At 65.4% G+C, this 14,268-nt stretch carries 15 protein-coding genes; 4 read left to right on the top strand and 11 right to left on the bottom strand.

The window, feature by feature from the left end; translation table 11 throughout:
- On the top strand, window positions 1–1,540 hold a 1,540-nt coding region (locus WCE35_RS14375), incomplete at its 5' end, for an ABC transporter ATP-binding protein (RefSeq protein ID WP_424594007.1).
- Here WCE35_RS14375 and WCE35_RS14370 read toward each other — a convergent pair.
- Window positions 1,537–2,382, bottom strand: a complete 846-nt coding sequence (locus WCE35_RS14370) for an NlpC/P60 family protein (protein WP_424594006.1) — start codon at window positions 2,380–2,382, stop codon at window positions 1,537–1,539. The genes WCE35_RS14375 and WCE35_RS14370 overlap by 4 nt on opposite strands.
- Complete coding sequence (locus WCE35_RS14365) at window positions 2,375–3,757, bottom strand: leucyl aminopeptidase family protein (RefSeq protein WP_424594005.1); 1,383 nt, start codon at window positions 3,755–3,757, stop codon at window positions 2,375–2,377. The genes WCE35_RS14370 and WCE35_RS14365 overlap by 8 nt, the downstream gene beginning before the upstream one ends.
- A 98-nt stretch (window positions 3,758–3,855) precedes the next feature.
- Here WCE35_RS14365 and WCE35_RS14360 point away from each other — a divergent pair, with 98 nt between their 5' ends.
- The 3 genes from WCE35_RS14360 (at window position 3,856) to WCE35_RS14350 (ending at window position 5,299) form a co-directional block, all read left to right on the top strand.
- A complete protein-coding gene (locus WCE35_RS14360; RefSeq protein ID WP_424594004.1) occupies window positions 3,856–4,059 on the top strand; it encodes a hypothetical protein in 204 nt (67 codons plus the stop codon).
- Between the two features lie 74 nt (window positions 4,060–4,133).
- Window positions 4,134–4,337 carry a hypothetical protein gene (locus WCE35_RS14355; RefSeq protein ID WP_424594003.1) on the top strand — a complete coding sequence of 68 codons (204 nt, stop codon included), beginning with the start codon at window positions 4,134–4,136 and terminating at the stop codon, window positions 4,335–4,337.
- 161 nt (window positions 4,338–4,498) lie between these two features.
- Window positions 4,499–5,299 carry a tetratricopeptide repeat protein gene (locus WCE35_RS14350; RefSeq protein ID WP_424594002.1) on the top strand — a complete coding sequence of 267 codons (801 nt, stop codon included), beginning with the start codon at window positions 4,499–4,501 and terminating at the stop codon, window positions 5,297–5,299.
- A gap of 190 nt (window positions 5,300–5,489) precedes the next feature.
- Here the strand turns inward: WCE35_RS14350 and WCE35_RS14345 are convergent, their stop codons facing one another.
- The 9 genes from WCE35_RS14345 to WCE35_RS14305 all read right to left on the bottom strand — a co-directional run bounded on the left by WCE35_RS14345 (window position 5,490) and on the right by WCE35_RS14305 (window position 14,163).
- The gene (locus tag WCE35_RS14345; protein WP_424594001.1) at window positions 5,490–6,464 is read right to left on the bottom strand and encodes a type II secretion system F family protein; all 975 of its coding nucleotides are present in this window, start codon (window positions 6,462–6,464) and stop codon (window positions 5,490–5,492) included.
- Between the two features lie 9 nt (window positions 6,465–6,473).
- Complete coding sequence (locus WCE35_RS14340) at window positions 6,474–7,448, bottom strand: type II secretion system F family protein (RefSeq protein ID WP_424594000.1); 975 nt, start codon at window positions 7,446–7,448, stop codon at window positions 6,474–6,476.
- Window positions 7,449–7,459: 11 nt separating this feature from the next.
- Window positions 7,460–8,926: a CpaF family protein gene (locus tag WCE35_RS14335; RefSeq protein WP_424593999.1), complete on the bottom strand. Its 1,467-nt coding sequence runs from the start codon at window positions 8,924–8,926 to the stop codon at window positions 7,460–7,462.
- 21 nt (window positions 8,927–8,947) lie between these two features.
- A complete protein-coding gene (locus tag WCE35_RS14330; protein WP_424593998.1) occupies window positions 8,948–10,216 on the bottom strand; it encodes an AAA family ATPase in 1,269 nt (422 codons plus the stop codon).
- Window positions 10,213–10,953: a CpaD family pilus assembly protein gene (locus WCE35_RS14325; RefSeq protein WP_424593997.1), complete on the bottom strand. Its 741-nt coding sequence runs from the start codon at window positions 10,951–10,953 to the stop codon at window positions 10,213–10,215. Before WCE35_RS14325 ends, WCE35_RS14330 begins: the two co-directional genes overlap by 4 nt.
- A 21-nt stretch (window positions 10,954–10,974) precedes the next feature.
- Window positions 10,975–12,456, bottom strand: coding sequence for a type II and III secretion system protein family protein (locus WCE35_RS14320; RefSeq protein ID WP_424593996.1), 1,482 nt, complete (start codon window positions 12,454–12,456; stop codon window positions 10,975–10,977).
- 17 nt (window positions 12,457–12,473) lie between these two features.
- On the bottom strand, window positions 12,474–13,274 hold the full coding sequence (gene cpaB, locus WCE35_RS14315; RefSeq protein WP_424593995.1) for a Flp pilus assembly protein CpaB: 801 nt from the start codon (window positions 13,272–13,274) through the stop codon (window positions 12,474–12,476).
- A 127-nt stretch (window positions 13,275–13,401) separates the two neighbouring features.
- Window positions 13,402–13,926, bottom strand: a complete 525-nt coding sequence (locus WCE35_RS14310; RefSeq protein ID WP_424593994.1) for an A24 family peptidase — start codon at window positions 13,924–13,926, stop codon at window positions 13,402–13,404.
- Window positions 13,927–14,016: 90 nt separating this feature from the next.
- Complete coding sequence (locus WCE35_RS14305; protein ID WP_424593993.1) at window positions 14,017–14,163, bottom strand: hypothetical protein; 147 nt, start codon at window positions 14,161–14,163, stop codon at window positions 14,017–14,019.
- Between the last annotated feature and the right edge of the window lie 105 nt (window positions 14,164–14,268).

Raw genomic sequence — 14,268 nt, 5'->3', positions numbered from 1 at the left:
GTTCAAGGTCGATGCCGGCGAGACGCTCGCGGTCGTCGGCGAGTCTGGCTGCGGCAAGTCGGTCACCGCGATGTCCGTGCTGCGGCTGATCCCAACGCCGCCTGGAAAGATCGCAGGACGCATTCTGTTCGAAGGCCGCGACCTGCTGCAGGCGACCGAGCGCGAGATGCGCGCGATCCGGGGCAAGGACATTTCGATGGTCTTCCAGGAGCCGATGACATCGCTCAATCCGGTGCTCACCATCGGGCGCCAGATCAACGAGACTGTGATGCTGCACGAGGGGGTGTCACGCGCCGATGGCGACCGGCGCACGATCGAGATGCTGCGCCTCGTCAACATCCCCGAGCCCGAGCGCCGGCTGACGCAGTATCCCCACGAGCTGTCCGGCGGCATGCGCCAGCGGGTCATGATCGCGATGGCGCTCGCCTGCAATCCGAAGTTGCTCATCGCCGACGAGCCGACCACGGCGCTCGACGTCACCGTGCAGGCCCAGATCCTGGCGCTGCTCGCCGAAATCCGCGCGCGGCTCGGCATGAGCATGCTGTTCATCACCCACGATCTCGGCATCGTGCGCCGCATCGCCGACGTCGTCTGCGTGATGAACGGCGGCAAGATCGTCGAGCAGGGCCCGGTCGAGGAGGTTTTTACCGCGCCGAAACATCCGTATACGCGTGACTTGCTGGCCGCGGAGCCGAAGCCGGATCCGGCGCCGCCGCGGCCGGAGCAGCCGGTGGTGATGTCGGCGGACAATCTGAAGGTCTGGTTTCCGGTCAAGCGCGGCCTGTTGCGCTCCACCGTCGGGCATATCAAGGCAGTCGATGGCGTCAGCCTCGCGGTGCGCAAGGGCGAGACGCTTGGCGTCGTCGGCGAGTCCGGCTCCGGCAAGACCACGCTCGGACTGGCGCTGCTGCGGCTGATTTCGTCGGACGGGCCGATCGTCTTCCTCGGCAACAACATTCAGGGGCTGCGCTTCAAGGCGATGCTGCCGTTCCGCCGCGACATGCAGATCGTGTTTCAGGATCCGTTCGGGGCGCTGAGCCCGCGGATGTCGGTCGGCGACATCGTCGCCGAGGGCCTCTCCGTGCATCAGCGCGCGCTTTCAAGCGAGGCGCGCGAGGCGCGGGTAATCAAGGCGCTGCGAGACGTCGGCATGGATCCGGCAACGCGGTTCCGCTATCCCCACGAATTCTCCGGCGGCCAGCGCCAGCGCATCTCGATCGCGCGGGCGGTGGTGCTGGAGCCGAATTTCGTCGTGCTGGACGAGCCGACCAGCGCGCTCGACATGCTGTTCCAGGCCCAGATGGTCGACCTGTTGCGCGAGCTGCAGCGCAAGCGCGATCTGACCTACATGTTCATCTCCCACGATCTGCGCGTGGTGGCCTCGCTGGCTAGCCATCTGATCGTGATGCGTCATGGCAAGGTGGTGGAGGAGGGGCCGGCCTCGGAGCTGTTCAAAAATCCGAAGAGCGACTATACCCGCGCGCTGTTCGCCGCCGCGTTCCGGCTGGAAGCCGCGCCCGATGGCGCGGTCGGGATTTAGTCCAGCCGCTTGATCGCGACCACCTCGCTGCCGGCGGCCTTGATGCGCGCGACCGCCTCGCCGGTGTTCTCGATCACGGTCGCCATATGATGCGCGTTGGCGTGGACGATCGTTTGGGCATCGCGCACGATGGCGACATGGCCGTTCCAGAACATCAGGTCGCCGCGCTTTGGCTGCATCGATTCCGCCGCGCTCAAGGTCCTGCCGAGCCCATCCTGCTGCATGTCGCTGTCGCGCGGGCAGCCGGTGCCGGCAGCATTGAGCGCAATCTGCAGCAGGCCCGAGCAGTCGATCCCGAAACTGCTCTTGCCGCCCCACAGATAGGGCGTGCCGACGAATTTTTCGGCGACCGCGACGAAATCCGTCGCCATGGAACCGAGTTCGCCGACATGCCGGCGCGGCAGATACCAGCCCTCCCGCGTCACGGCGAACGCGCCATCCTCGCGCACGACGCTCACGCGCGCCTCCATCGAAAGCGTTTCGGCCGGCGGCAGTTTGATCGAGGGGCCCGGAAACGCGAATGTCCGCAAGGCCGTGACCTTGTGGGTCGGCCCGGCCACGGGCTTTGCCAGCGCGGTATCGGGAAGCCAGCCGACATAACCATCGCTGTTCAATTGACCCCAGGCCCAGCCTTCGCCGTTGCGGTCATAGATCGTGACCCGCTCGCCCTTCAGCGCCTGCGTCAGCAGCAGTGCGTCCGCCACCGGCGCCGCGCGCAGCGACGCGATGGCGCCGGCCACCTCGAAGGCCTCGCCGGAAACGAAGCGCGCCGCCCGAACCTTGCCTTCGAGATATTTCGCGGCGAGATCGGCCCGCGCCGGCGTCAGCCGCGGATCATCCATAGCGTTCGCCCAGCAATTTGTAGATCGCGCGCGCGGCCTGGCATTCGCCGCCTTCGGGGCGCGCGGGTTTAGCGGTCGGGGTCCAGCCATAGATATCGACATGCAGCCAGCTTGTGGCGGCTTCGACAAACCGTTGCAGGAACAGGGCGCAGGTGATCGAGCCGGCGAAGGTGCCCGACGGCGCGTTGTTGATGTCGGCGACTTTCGAATCCAGCAAGGAATCGTAAGGTGGCCACAGCGGCATGCGCCACAACGGATCGTTCTCCTGCCTGGCGCAGCGCGCGACGTCCTCGGCCAGCGTCTCATCATTGGTGTAAAAGGGCGGTAAATCCGGACCCAGCGCCACCCGCGCCGCGCCGGTCAGGGTTCCCAGATCGATCAGCAGCTCCGGCTTCTCCTCACCCGCGAGCGCCAGCGCATCGGCCAGCACCAGCCGGCCCTCGGCGTCGGTGTTGCCGATCTCGACGGTCAAGCCCTTGCGCGACTTGAAGATGTCGAGCGGACGAAACGCGTTGCCGGCGACCGCGTTCTCGACTGCCGGGATCAGGACCCTCAGCCGGACCTTGAGCTTCGCGTCCATCACCATCTGCGCAAGCGCCAGCACGTTGGCGGCGCCGCCCATGTCCTTCTTCATGATCAGCATGCCGCTCGACGGTTTCAGGTCGAGCCCGCCGGTATCGAAACACACGCCCTTGCCGACCAGGGTGACCTTGGGATGGCCGGGATCGCCCCATGAGAAATCGATCAGGCGCGGCGCGCGGGTCGAGGCCATGCCGACCGCATGAATCAGCGGAAAGTTCTGTCGCGTCAGTTCGTCGCCGGTGATGCAATTGAAGCTGGCGCCGAACCGCGCCGCGAGCGTTTGCGCGGCCTCTGCCAGCTCCTCCGGCCCCATGTCGTTCGAGGGCGTGTTGATGAGGTCGCGCGCCAGCGCCGCGGCGTCCGCCATCCGCAGGATATCGGCGGCGTCGATGCCCTCGGGCGGCACCAGCCTGACCTCGGGCGCGTCCGTCTTGCGATAGCGGCCGAAGCGGTAGCTCCCCAGCGCAAAGGCGAGCGCCGCCAATCGGATGTCGTGCGGCGAATTCGCAAAACGGTAGACGCCCGGCGGCAGCAGGCCCGGCAGCGCGCCGGGCCGGAACGGATCGCGCGACGGGCTGGTTTCGTCCTCGAGGCCGAACAGCACCTGCGCAATCCGGCCATCGGACGCTGGCAGCGTCAGGCATTTGCCGGGGCTCGCCTTGAAGCCGTTGGCCTCCGCGAATTTCAGCGCCTCGGCGGGAAGGTGCTTGCTGATCGCCTGCCACGTTGCGTCGGTGGCGAAAGTAATAGGGATGGCTGCAGCGGCTGGCGTGGTCTCGAACACGGATGGCATGGCGGTCTCGGGGTCATGGGCAGAGGCGGCTGCCGCCTACTACACGCCTTTCGGCGTTCATGGTAGGCTTCGTGTTGGCAACCTCCAGGGAGGGTCAGATGGCCGGGAAGGGTCTCGACGGCCGGCATCGCGACAAGACCGGCCGCATCGACAGCAAACACGGCAATACGCCGGTCGGTTCGTTGCGCAAGACCTATGGCGCGCATTTTGCGCAAGGCCGCCGCGAGGACATGCCGAGAATGCTGCTCGCCGAAACCGGCTCCGGGTCACTGCACGCTTACGTGCGCGAGCATCACAAATAGCTGAAATGCGGGACGGGCACCGGCCCGTCTTTGCGAGATTGGAAACTGTCATCTTCTCCAGCCGGGGCAATGCAATGGATATTGTGCTGGGCATTATTACGGCGGTCGGTCACGCGATCGAATGGGTATTCGCCTATATGGAGAGCCATCACTGGATCTTCGGCCTCGTCCTGATCGGGTACATGTTTTATCTCCACGACCGGAGCCTTCACGCGAGGTTCGATGCGCTCGACAAGCGGGTCGATGAGATCAGGCGACGTCTCGCCATCGATTATTAGAGGGCAGGCCCCGGACAGCTTCCTGTGGTTTCAGCCGCGCTGTTTCGGGGCGGCGCCATGGTGCTGCCTTCGCGCGGCCATTAACCGGACGTTAGGGTTAACAGTCTATTGCTGGCACGTTCCGGGCGTTCCATTCGCCCGATATCCTGAGCTGAAATGCCATGCGTCGACAGTCCAGCCTTGCCCGGTATCTGGCTTCCGCGGCCGTGACGGCCTTGCTCGCCGCGGGCCTCGGCGGCTGCCAGACCATATCCGACGTCACGGGGTCGCTGACGCAGAAGGTCGAGCCCGCGCCTGCCGATCCGCGCCGAGCGGTCGAGGTCTACGGCGAGCGATACCGCGCCAACCCAAAGGATACCGACGCCGCGCTGGCCTATGGCCAGGCGCTCCGTGCGACCGGCCAGCACGGCCAGGCCGTCGCCGTGCTGGAACAGGCGACCATCGCCCATCCCGGCAACAAGGCGCTGCTTGCCGGCTACGGCCGCGCGCTCGCCGACAATGGCAATTCGCAGGCTGCGTTCGACGTTCTGAGCCGCGCCCATTCGCCCGACCGTCCGGACTGGCGAATCCTGTCGGTGCAGGGGACGACGCTCGACAAGCTCGGCAAGCATGAGGAGGCGCGCCGCTATTACGCCAGCGCGCTGAAGATCGTCCCGGACGAACCTTCCGTGCTGTCCAATCTCGGCCTTTCCTACATGCTGACCCGGGAATTGCCGCGAGCGGAACAGACCTTGCGGCAGGCCCATGCGAGCAGCCGGGCCGACGCGCGGGTACGGCAGAATCTGGCGCTGGTGGTGGGCCTGCAGGGCCGCTTCGCCGAGGCCGAAACCATCGTCAAGGCTGATCTGCCGGCGGATGAAGCGGCCGCCAACGTGGCCTATCTCCGGCAAATGCTGAACCGCAAGGACCCGCGGACAGTGGCAAGGGCGGCGCCGGTGGTGGCGCGCGGCCAGGACGACTGATCGTTTCGATCACCTTATCCAGATAATCTCGGCGCAGCGTCTTTACCTCTCCCGCCTGCGGCGGGCGGGGAAACGGTCTATCCATTCGGGCGAGCGCATCGTGGGAAAGCACCCCCGCCCCAACCCTCCCGCGCAAGCGGGAGAGGGAGCGCACTACCACCGTCGAGAGAACTCTGAACCGCCGCGGCGCTCACTGCATCGCCGCGACCTTGATGCCGGTCGGTCCGAGAATGACGACGAACAGCACCGGCAGGAAGAACAGGATCATCGGCACGGTGAGTTTCGGCGGCAGCGCCGCCGCCTTCTTCTCGGCCTCGTTCATCCGCATGTCGCGGTTTTCCTGCGCCATCACGCGCAGGCTCTGGCCGAGCGGGGTTCCGTATCGTTCCGATTGCATCAGGGCGAGGCAGACCGATTTCACGCCCTCGAGGCCGGTGCGCTTCGCCAGGTTCTCGTAGGCCATCTTGCGGTCCTGCAGATAGGACAGCTCGGCCGTGGTCAGCGCGAATTCCTCCGACAGCGCCACCGATTGCGTGGCGATTTCGCCGGCGACCTTGCGGAAGGCGACCTCGACCGACATGCCGGACTCGATGCAGATCAGCAGGAGGTCGAGCGCGTCGGGGAACGCGCGCTTGATCTGGAGCTGGCGCTTGCTGATCGCGTTCTTCAGGAACAGCATCGGCGCCTGCAGGCCGAGATAGGCCACGGCGACGCAGATGCCGATCTTGATCGGCACCGATTTTTCCATATGCGAGATCACGAACACATACAGGATGGCGCCGAGGAACATCACGATCGGCGTCACCGCACGGGCGAACAGGAAGGTGACATAGGGCGCGTGGCCGCGATAGCCGGCCATCACCAGCTTTTCGTGCGCGGCTTCCTGGGCCAGCCATTTGGTGAGGTTGAAGTCCTCCACCACCTTGGAGACCACCTGCTTCGGGGTCTGGCGCAGCGATACCTTTTCCGAGTTGTTGAGGCGCTCACGCTCGCGTTGCCGCAGCCGCTCGCGCTCGCTGGCAACGGCCTTCAGGCGCTTTGCCAGGCCCTCGCCGGCAAGCAACGGCATGATCAGGGTGTAGGCGGTCGCGCTGGCGGCAACCGCGGCCAGCAGCATGGTCATGAACCGGACGTCGTGGAGTTTGGCAACGAGAAAGTCGATCATGCGGCACCGTCAGAAGTCGAAATTGATCATTCTCTTCATCACGAAGATGCCGATGGACATCCAGATCACGCAGCCGACCAGCATCAATTGACCGGTCGGGTGGGTCCACAGCAGCGAGATGTATTCGGGGGTCGACAGGTAGACCAGCAGCATGACGATGGGCGGCAGCGAACCGATGATGCCCGCGGACGCCTTGGCTTCCATCGACATCGCCTGGATCTTCTCCGCCATCTTCTTGCGGTCGCGCAGCACCTTGGAGAGGTTACCGAGGGCTTCCGACAGATTGCCGCCGGATTTTTGCTGGATCGCGATCACGATGCCGAAGAAATTGGCCTCCGGCACCGGCATCCGTTCGAACAGGCGCGAGCAGGCCTCGCCGAGCGGCATGCCGACGGCCTGGGTCTCGATGATGGCCAGGAATTCGCCCTTGAGCGGCTCGGGCGCGTCGGCGGCGACGACCTTGATCGATTCAAACAGCGGCAGGCCGGCCTTGATGCCGCGGACGATCACGTCGACGGCGTCCGGCAGCGCTCTCAGGAATGCCGCCTCCCGGCGTTTCTTGAGATAGCTCAGGCCCCAGCGCGGCAGGCCGAAGCCGGCGGCGAAACCCAGCCCCAACGCGCCGAGCAGCCCCCCGCCGAGCGACAGCGCGATCGCAAAGGCCGCGGCCCCGAGCATGCCGGACGTGATCCAGAATTGCCGGGTCGTCCAGGTAAGGCCGGCCTGGGTGAGGCGCGTGCTCAGCGCGATTTTCTTTTCCTTCCGGCGGCGCGCCTCGAGTTCCCTCAGCGATCCCTCGACCTGCTCGCGGCGTGAGCGCTGGTTCTTGTCGGTCTGGCGTGCCGCGGGTTCGGGGCGCGCGATCGAGGCGCGGCGCGACTCGGCTTTCCTCTCGCCCGACAGCAAGGGATACAGAAAGACCCATGCCAGACCGCCGACGGCGGCCATGGCGAGGAATGCCAGTGCGAGTGTTTGCATGTTCATGGTCGGCCCCCTCAGACGTTCGCCGCGACTTCGGCGGCATCGAGTGCTGCGGCGAGCCGCTTCTCCTCGTTGTAATACCGCGCGCGCTCCCAGAAGCGCGGACGTCCGATGCCGGTCGAGCGATGCCGGCCGATGATCTTGCCGTTGGCGTCCTCGCCGATCATGTCATACAGGAAGACGTCCTGGGTGATGATGGTATCGCCTTCCATGCCCATCACCTCGGTGATGTGCGTGATGCGCCGCGAGCCGTCGCGCAGGCGCGCGGCCTGGATGATGACGTCGATCGAGGCGCAGATCATCTCGCGAATGGTGCGGGAGGGCAGCGAAAATCCGCCCATCGTGATCATCGATTCGCAGCGCGACAGGGCTTCACGGGGATTGTTGGCGTGCAGCGTTCCCATCGAGCCGTCATGGCCGGTGTTCATGGCCTGCAGCAGGTCGAAGGCCTCGGGTCCGCGGACTTCGCCGACGATGATGCGCTCGGGCCGCATGCGCAGGCAGTTGCGGACCAGCTCGCGCATGGTGACCTGGCCCTCGCCCTCGATGTTGGGCGGACGGGTTTCCAGCCGCACCACATGCGGTTGCTGCAACTGGAGCTCGGCGGCGTCTTCGCAGGTGATGACGCGTTCGTCATGTTCGATGAACTGGGTCAGGCAGTTCAAGAGCGTGGTCTTGCCGGAGCCGGTGCCGCCGGAAATCAGCACGTTGCAGCGGACGCGGCCGATGATCTGCAGGATGGTCGCGCCTTCCGGAGAGATCGCGCCGAACCTGACCAGCTGGTCGAGCGTCAGCTTGTCCTTCTTGAATTTGCGGATGGTGAGCGCGGGGCCGTCGATCGCGAGCGGCGGCACGATGGCGTTGACGCGTGAGCCGTCGGCAAGCCGGGCGTCGCAGATCGGCGAGGATTCGTCGACGCGGCGGCCGACCTGGCTGACGATGCGCTGGCAGATGTTCAGGAGCTGCTGATTGTCGCGGAACCGGATGCCGGTGCGCTGAATCTTGCCGGCGACCTCGATGAATACCGTGCCGGCCCCGTTGACCATGATATCGGCGATATCGTCGCGCGACAGCAACGGTTCCAGCGGACCGTATCCGAGCACGTCGTTGCAAATGTCGTCGAGCAGTTCTTCCTGCTCGGCGATCGACATCACGATGTTCTTGATCGCGATGATCTCGTTGACGATATCGCGAATTTCCTCGCGCGCCGATTCGCCGTCGAGCTTGGCGAGCTGGGCGAGGTCGATCGCCTCGATCAGGGCGCCGAAGATCGTCGCCTTGACCTGGTAGTAGTTGTCGGACCGCCGCGCCTCGATCGAGGGCGCCGGCGGCGGCTTGGCAGGCGCGATCGGCGGCGAAGCGACGGTCGGCGGTGCGACTTCGCGCGCGACCGCCGGCGCGCTGGAGGAAGGCTCCGGCGCTTGCACAACGGGCTTTGGCGCCCGCGTATCGTTGTCAGTTCCGCTACGCTTACCAAACACGACGGTACTCCATACGGGCGGCTATTTGGCCCGCAGCTTCTCGAGCAGGGGCGACAGGAACGAACCCCGCGGCTTTTTGGTCTCAGCGCGGCCTGTCAACCGCTGCGCGATCTGCAGAAACAACTCGGTGGTGCGATGACCGGCGGAGATTTCCGCGATCATCTGCCCGTTATTGGCGGCCGAACCGAACATCTGCGGATCGAACGGAATCGCCGCGATCGGCTGGCTTTCGATGGCCTTGGCGAACTCGCCGGCGTTGATTTCCGGCCGTTTCGGCACGCCGACCTGATTGAGACAATAGAGCGGCGCGCGGTCGTTCGGCCGCGACGCCTTCAGCAGGTCGACCAGGTTCTTGGTGTTGCGCAAATTGGCGAGATCGGGCATCGCGACGATCAGGATATCGTCGGCGGCGATCAGGGCGCGCTTGGTCCATCCCGACCATTGATGGGGGACGTCGAGCACGATGCAGGGCATCGAGGTGCGCAGCGTGTCGAAGATCGAGTCGAAGGCATCGGCGCCGAAGTCGTAGACCTTGTCGAGCGTCGCCGGCGCCGCCAGCAGGCTCAGGTGGTCGGTGCACTTCGACAGCAGGCGGTCGATGAACGCGGTATCGACCCGATCGGGCGAGAATACCGCATCGGCAATGCCTTGCGGAGGATCCTGGTTGTAATCGAGGCCGGCCGTGCCGAACGCGAGGTCGAGATCGGCGACCACGGAATCGAGGGCAAGATCGCGCGCGATCGCAAAGGCGACGTTGTGGGCGATGGTGGACGCGCCGACGCCGCCCTTGGCGCCGACCACGGCAATGACGCGGCCGACCGCCTTGGCTTCCGGCGCCGAGAACAGGTTGCAGACCGAACGAACCACGTCGATGGCCGTGACCGGCGCGATGACGTAGTCGCTGACGCCGCGGCGCACCAGTTCGCGATAGAGCGCGACATCGTTGATGCGGCCGATCACGATCACGCGGGTTCCGGCGTCGCAGACGCTGGCGAGCTGGTCGAGGCCGGTGAGGATGTCGTTGCGGCCTTCGGTCTCCAGGATGATCACATTCGGCGTCGGCGCCGACCGATAGGCCTCGGTCGCGGCCGCCATGCCGCCCATCTGGATCTTGAGATGCGCCTTGCCGAGACGGCGGTCTTCGCCCGCCGATTGCACCGCGGCCGCGGTTTCCACCGTATCGCAAAATGCCTGTACCGACACCCGCGGCGCCGGCGCAATGTGATCTTCCGCGGGCGGCAACGTGAGGTCCGGCTGCTGTTCGGGATTCTGGCGCGCGTAGCTGATCATTTGCCTGTATCGCTGAGTTTGGCCTTTTCGGCCTCGGGATAGATGGTCGTGGTCGAAGTGCCCTTGCGATACTTCTCGAAAGCGATGTTGCGCCGCGTCGTATAGGCGGGCGTCTCGTCACGCGGCTGCACCAGATCGGACGGATTGTCGATCATCGCCGCCAGGTTGCGCTGGTTGGCGCAACCGAAATTGTAATACGGCTTGTTCTCGAAGTAGCTCTTGTTGTTCACGGACGGTCCGAGGTCCTCGGGCCAGAGGCCGCAGGGGCCGGCGACTGCCGAGATTTTCGGATAGTTCAGCCGGATCGCCGCCAGGTGCCGCGGGTCTTCCGGATGATATTTGCGGATATTGACCGCGCGCGGCGGCACGCCGGCGGCGGCGAACGTCGCCTGGATCTCGCGCAGGGAATCGGCTGCCGCCCGCGCATTCGGCGTCTTGACGGGCAGATCGATGCTGATGGCGCCGGTGCCTTCACGCAGCCAGGCTTGCGCCAGCCCCATCACGTCGGCGCGCTGCGAAGCGGAGAGACCGCCGCGACCCTGACCGACGATAACGACGATCGAGCGGTTGGCTTCCTGGATCGCGATCGGATGCCGCTGACGGTAGTCGTTGGGGACGCTCGCCGTCGCCAGATCCTCCTCGGCGTGCTTGCAGGCTCCGAGCGCCACGGCGGCACCGAGCAGCGCTCCCGCCAGGCGGAGGGCGCGCTTGCGATCGGTGGGTATTGTGGATGTCATCGGTTGGGTCATCGTCCCGCCTCAGTCGGTAATGAAGCCGTAAGTGCCGCGATAATTCCGCGCCGGCTCGACGCGGCCCGGAACGCCGTAGATGCGATTGATGCTGCCCAACAGATCGGACTGTGGATCCGAAGCGCTGGCAAAGCCGTCATCCGGACGCGACAGGTCCTTCTGCGCGACCGCGCGGACCACATAGGGCGTCACCAGAACCATCAGTTCGGTCTGGCTGCTGACGAAGTCGCGGCTGCGGAACAGCGAGCCGAGCACCGGCAATTGCGAAAGACCCGGGAAACCGTTGATGGCTTGCTTGGTCTGCTCCTGGATCAGGCCGGCCATCGCCATGGCGCCACCGGAGGGGATTTCCAGGGTGGTTTCGGCGCGGCGGGTCTTGATCGATGGAATGGTCACGGAGTTGACCGTGGAAGCGGTGACCGACTGCGACAGCGTGATCGAGTTGTCGTTCGACAGCTCCGACACTTCGGTCATCACCCGCAGGCTGATCCGGCCTTCGCTCAGCACCACCGGCGTGAAGTTGAGGGAAATGCCGAACTTCTTGAAGCTGATCTGGGTGGTACAGACATGCGTGGTCGGGTCGCAGGAATAGCCCGCGGGAACCGGAAACTCGCCGCCGGCGATGAAGGTCGCGGACTCGCCGGAAATCGCGGTCAGATTGGGCTCGGCCAGGGTGCGCACCACGCCGGCGCTTTCCATCGCGCGCAGGGTGGCTGTCACCGACGGGATGTTGCCGCCGCCGCCGAACGTTCCAGATGCGGTGTTGCCGGTGAGGGCGCGGCCATAGGCGGTGAACGGGTTGGCGTTGCTGAAATTCACCACCGCCGTGCCGTAGGTCATGCTCGCCGTGAGGTCGATTCCGAGCTGCTTGATGATGCTGCGCGCGACTTCGGCGACCGTGACCTTGAGCATCACCTGATCGCGGCCGCGAACCACGATCGAGTTGACGACCTTGTCCGGACCGCCCACCAGGCGCGCGGCCATTTCACCGGCCTGCTGCGCCTCGATCGGGCTCGATGCGGCGCCGGACAGCACCACGCCGTCGCCGACGCCTTCGATCTGGATGTCGGCGTTCGGCAGCGACTGCTTCAGCGCGGTGCGCACGCCGTTGAGGTCGCGCTTGACGGCGATGTCGTAGGCGGCCATCTGCTGGCCGGCGGAATCGAAGAACACGATGTTGGTCTGGCCGACCGCTGCGCCGATGATATAGGCGCGCTGGGCGGAGCGAACGACGGCGTTGGCGATCTTGGGATCGGCGACCAGCACATCCTTGATGTCACGCGGCAGGTCGATCACGACGGATTTGCCGATGCCGAGCGAAAGAAAGCGCGCGTTGATCTGCCCGTCGGCGGCTACCGGCGCCGCGACGCGATAATCACCTGCCACCACCGGCGTCAGCGCCGGATTGAGGGTCAGCGCGGTGACGGCCGAAAACGACAGGGCGCGAACGATGAGCGTCCGCATCAATGGTTGATTTCCCCTGCACTTCATATCGCGCGTCCTTTCGGTCACTTCTGTATCGTCGTCGGGCTGGCGACGCCGTAACGCACGACGTTGACGCTGTTGCCGCGCCTGCGGGGTTGATCGTCGGAGCTGACCTCGACCATGTTGACGTCGGCGATGCTGCGCAGCGCCAGCGACAGCGTGCCGCTCTGGCGCGAACGGGCCAGCGTCTCGGCCTGTTCGGGCTTCAGTTCGAGCGTGACGGTCTTGCCGACCAGCGCGCTGCTGCCTTCCTTTTCCTTCGGCGCCTGGTCGATCGCGAGAACGCGGATATTGGTCAGGATGATTTCCGAATTGACGACGTCAGCGCCGCCGCCGCGCTGGTCGGGATTCTTCTCGCGCCTGGAAAGAATGACGTCGACCCGGTCGTTCGGCAGGATGAAGCCGCCGGCGCCGGTCTCGGGCGAGATTTCGGTCGAGATCGCGCGCATTCCAGCGGGCAGAATCGCGGCCATGAAGCCTGACCCGTCGGCCTTCACCAGCTTCTGCTCGCGGATCGGTTCGCCTGCGATAAAGGGGGCGCGCGCGATCTGGCCGGCCACCTCCTTCATCGCCTCCGCCTTGTCGGCGCGGCGGATGAAACTGTTGCTCGCGGTCGCTGCCGGCCAGGTCTGCCATTGCAGATCCTCAGGCTTGACGGTCTGGCCGAGGCCGATGTCGGATTTCGCCACGAGGATGTCCACCGTCTGCAACCGCGCAACCGGCTCGGCGGCGGGAGGCTTGTTGTCGATTCCGCTCGCGAGATAGAGCGCAGTCAGGCCGGCGCCCGCGGCGATCGCCAGAACCACAATGCGTGCGGTATTCATACGCTTCACTTTCCACATGACGCCGCGACGCTTCCGCCGCCGTGATGGGAGTTGACCAGTTATTCGTCAAAGCATGGTTAATGAGGCGTATCTAAATCGCCTTAACAGGCAGTTACCGCATCGCTGTTCAGTGGATCGCGAACCGGGCGAGGTCCACCGCCTTGATCCATTCGGTTTCCGGATAGACCATCAATGCGCCGAGCGCGAGCGCGATGCCGTAGGGGATGCCGCTTTCCTTGGCGTGAAGCCTGAGCAGCCAGGCCTGGCCGGCAAGCGGGTAGGGCAGCGGCCATTGCCGAAGCTGCAGCAGCAGCAATGTCAGCGCGCCGCCGAACAGCGATGCATAGACCAGATAGTCGAGCAGATGGCCGAAACCGAACCACAGCGCGGCCGCGGCCGCGACCTTGGCGTCGCCGCCGCCGACCCAACCCATCGCAAAGCAGCCAAAGGCGACCGCAAGCACGGCAGCGCCGGCCCCGGCATGCGAAAGGATGTCGGCAGGCCCCATGCCGCCGGGCAGCGCGACCACCAGAAAGCCCGCCGCCAGCGCCAGCGATACCCGGTTCGAAATCGTCATGGTGAAGAGGTCGCTCGCCGCCGCGAACGCCATCAGGGAAGGAAACAGCAGAAGACGCGCGATGTCGAGGATCATGGATGCAAGGGCCGTGCGGCTGATGCGAGGGGCGGAGCGTTGCCCGAGCCTATCCGTCAGAAATGAACAATCGGGAAACGAATGGTCGGATCACCAGATGCTGGCAATCCGGGCCGCGAGAGCGACCAGCGCGAGCGCCAGCGCGAGGCAGACCAGTTGCGTCGGAGCATCGGCCCGGCCGTCGGCCGGCGGATTGGCGAGGCGGGCCGCGATCGGGGCGGCGACAGGCTTACGCATGCGAACGCTCGTTCGGTCGAAACAAAAAAAGGCCCCGGCAGTACCGGGGCCCTTGATGAAGTCGGCTCGTAACCGTCGCTTACTTCAGCGAGGTGTTGATCGAGG

Source organism: Bradyrhizobium sp., from assembly GCF_049691595.1.
GTDB lineage: Bacteria > Pseudomonadota > Alphaproteobacteria > Rhizobiales > Xanthobacteraceae > Bradyrhizobium.
The sequence above is the reverse complement of the archived record's forward strand: the minus strand, read 5'-3'. Positions and strand labels throughout refer to the sequence as shown.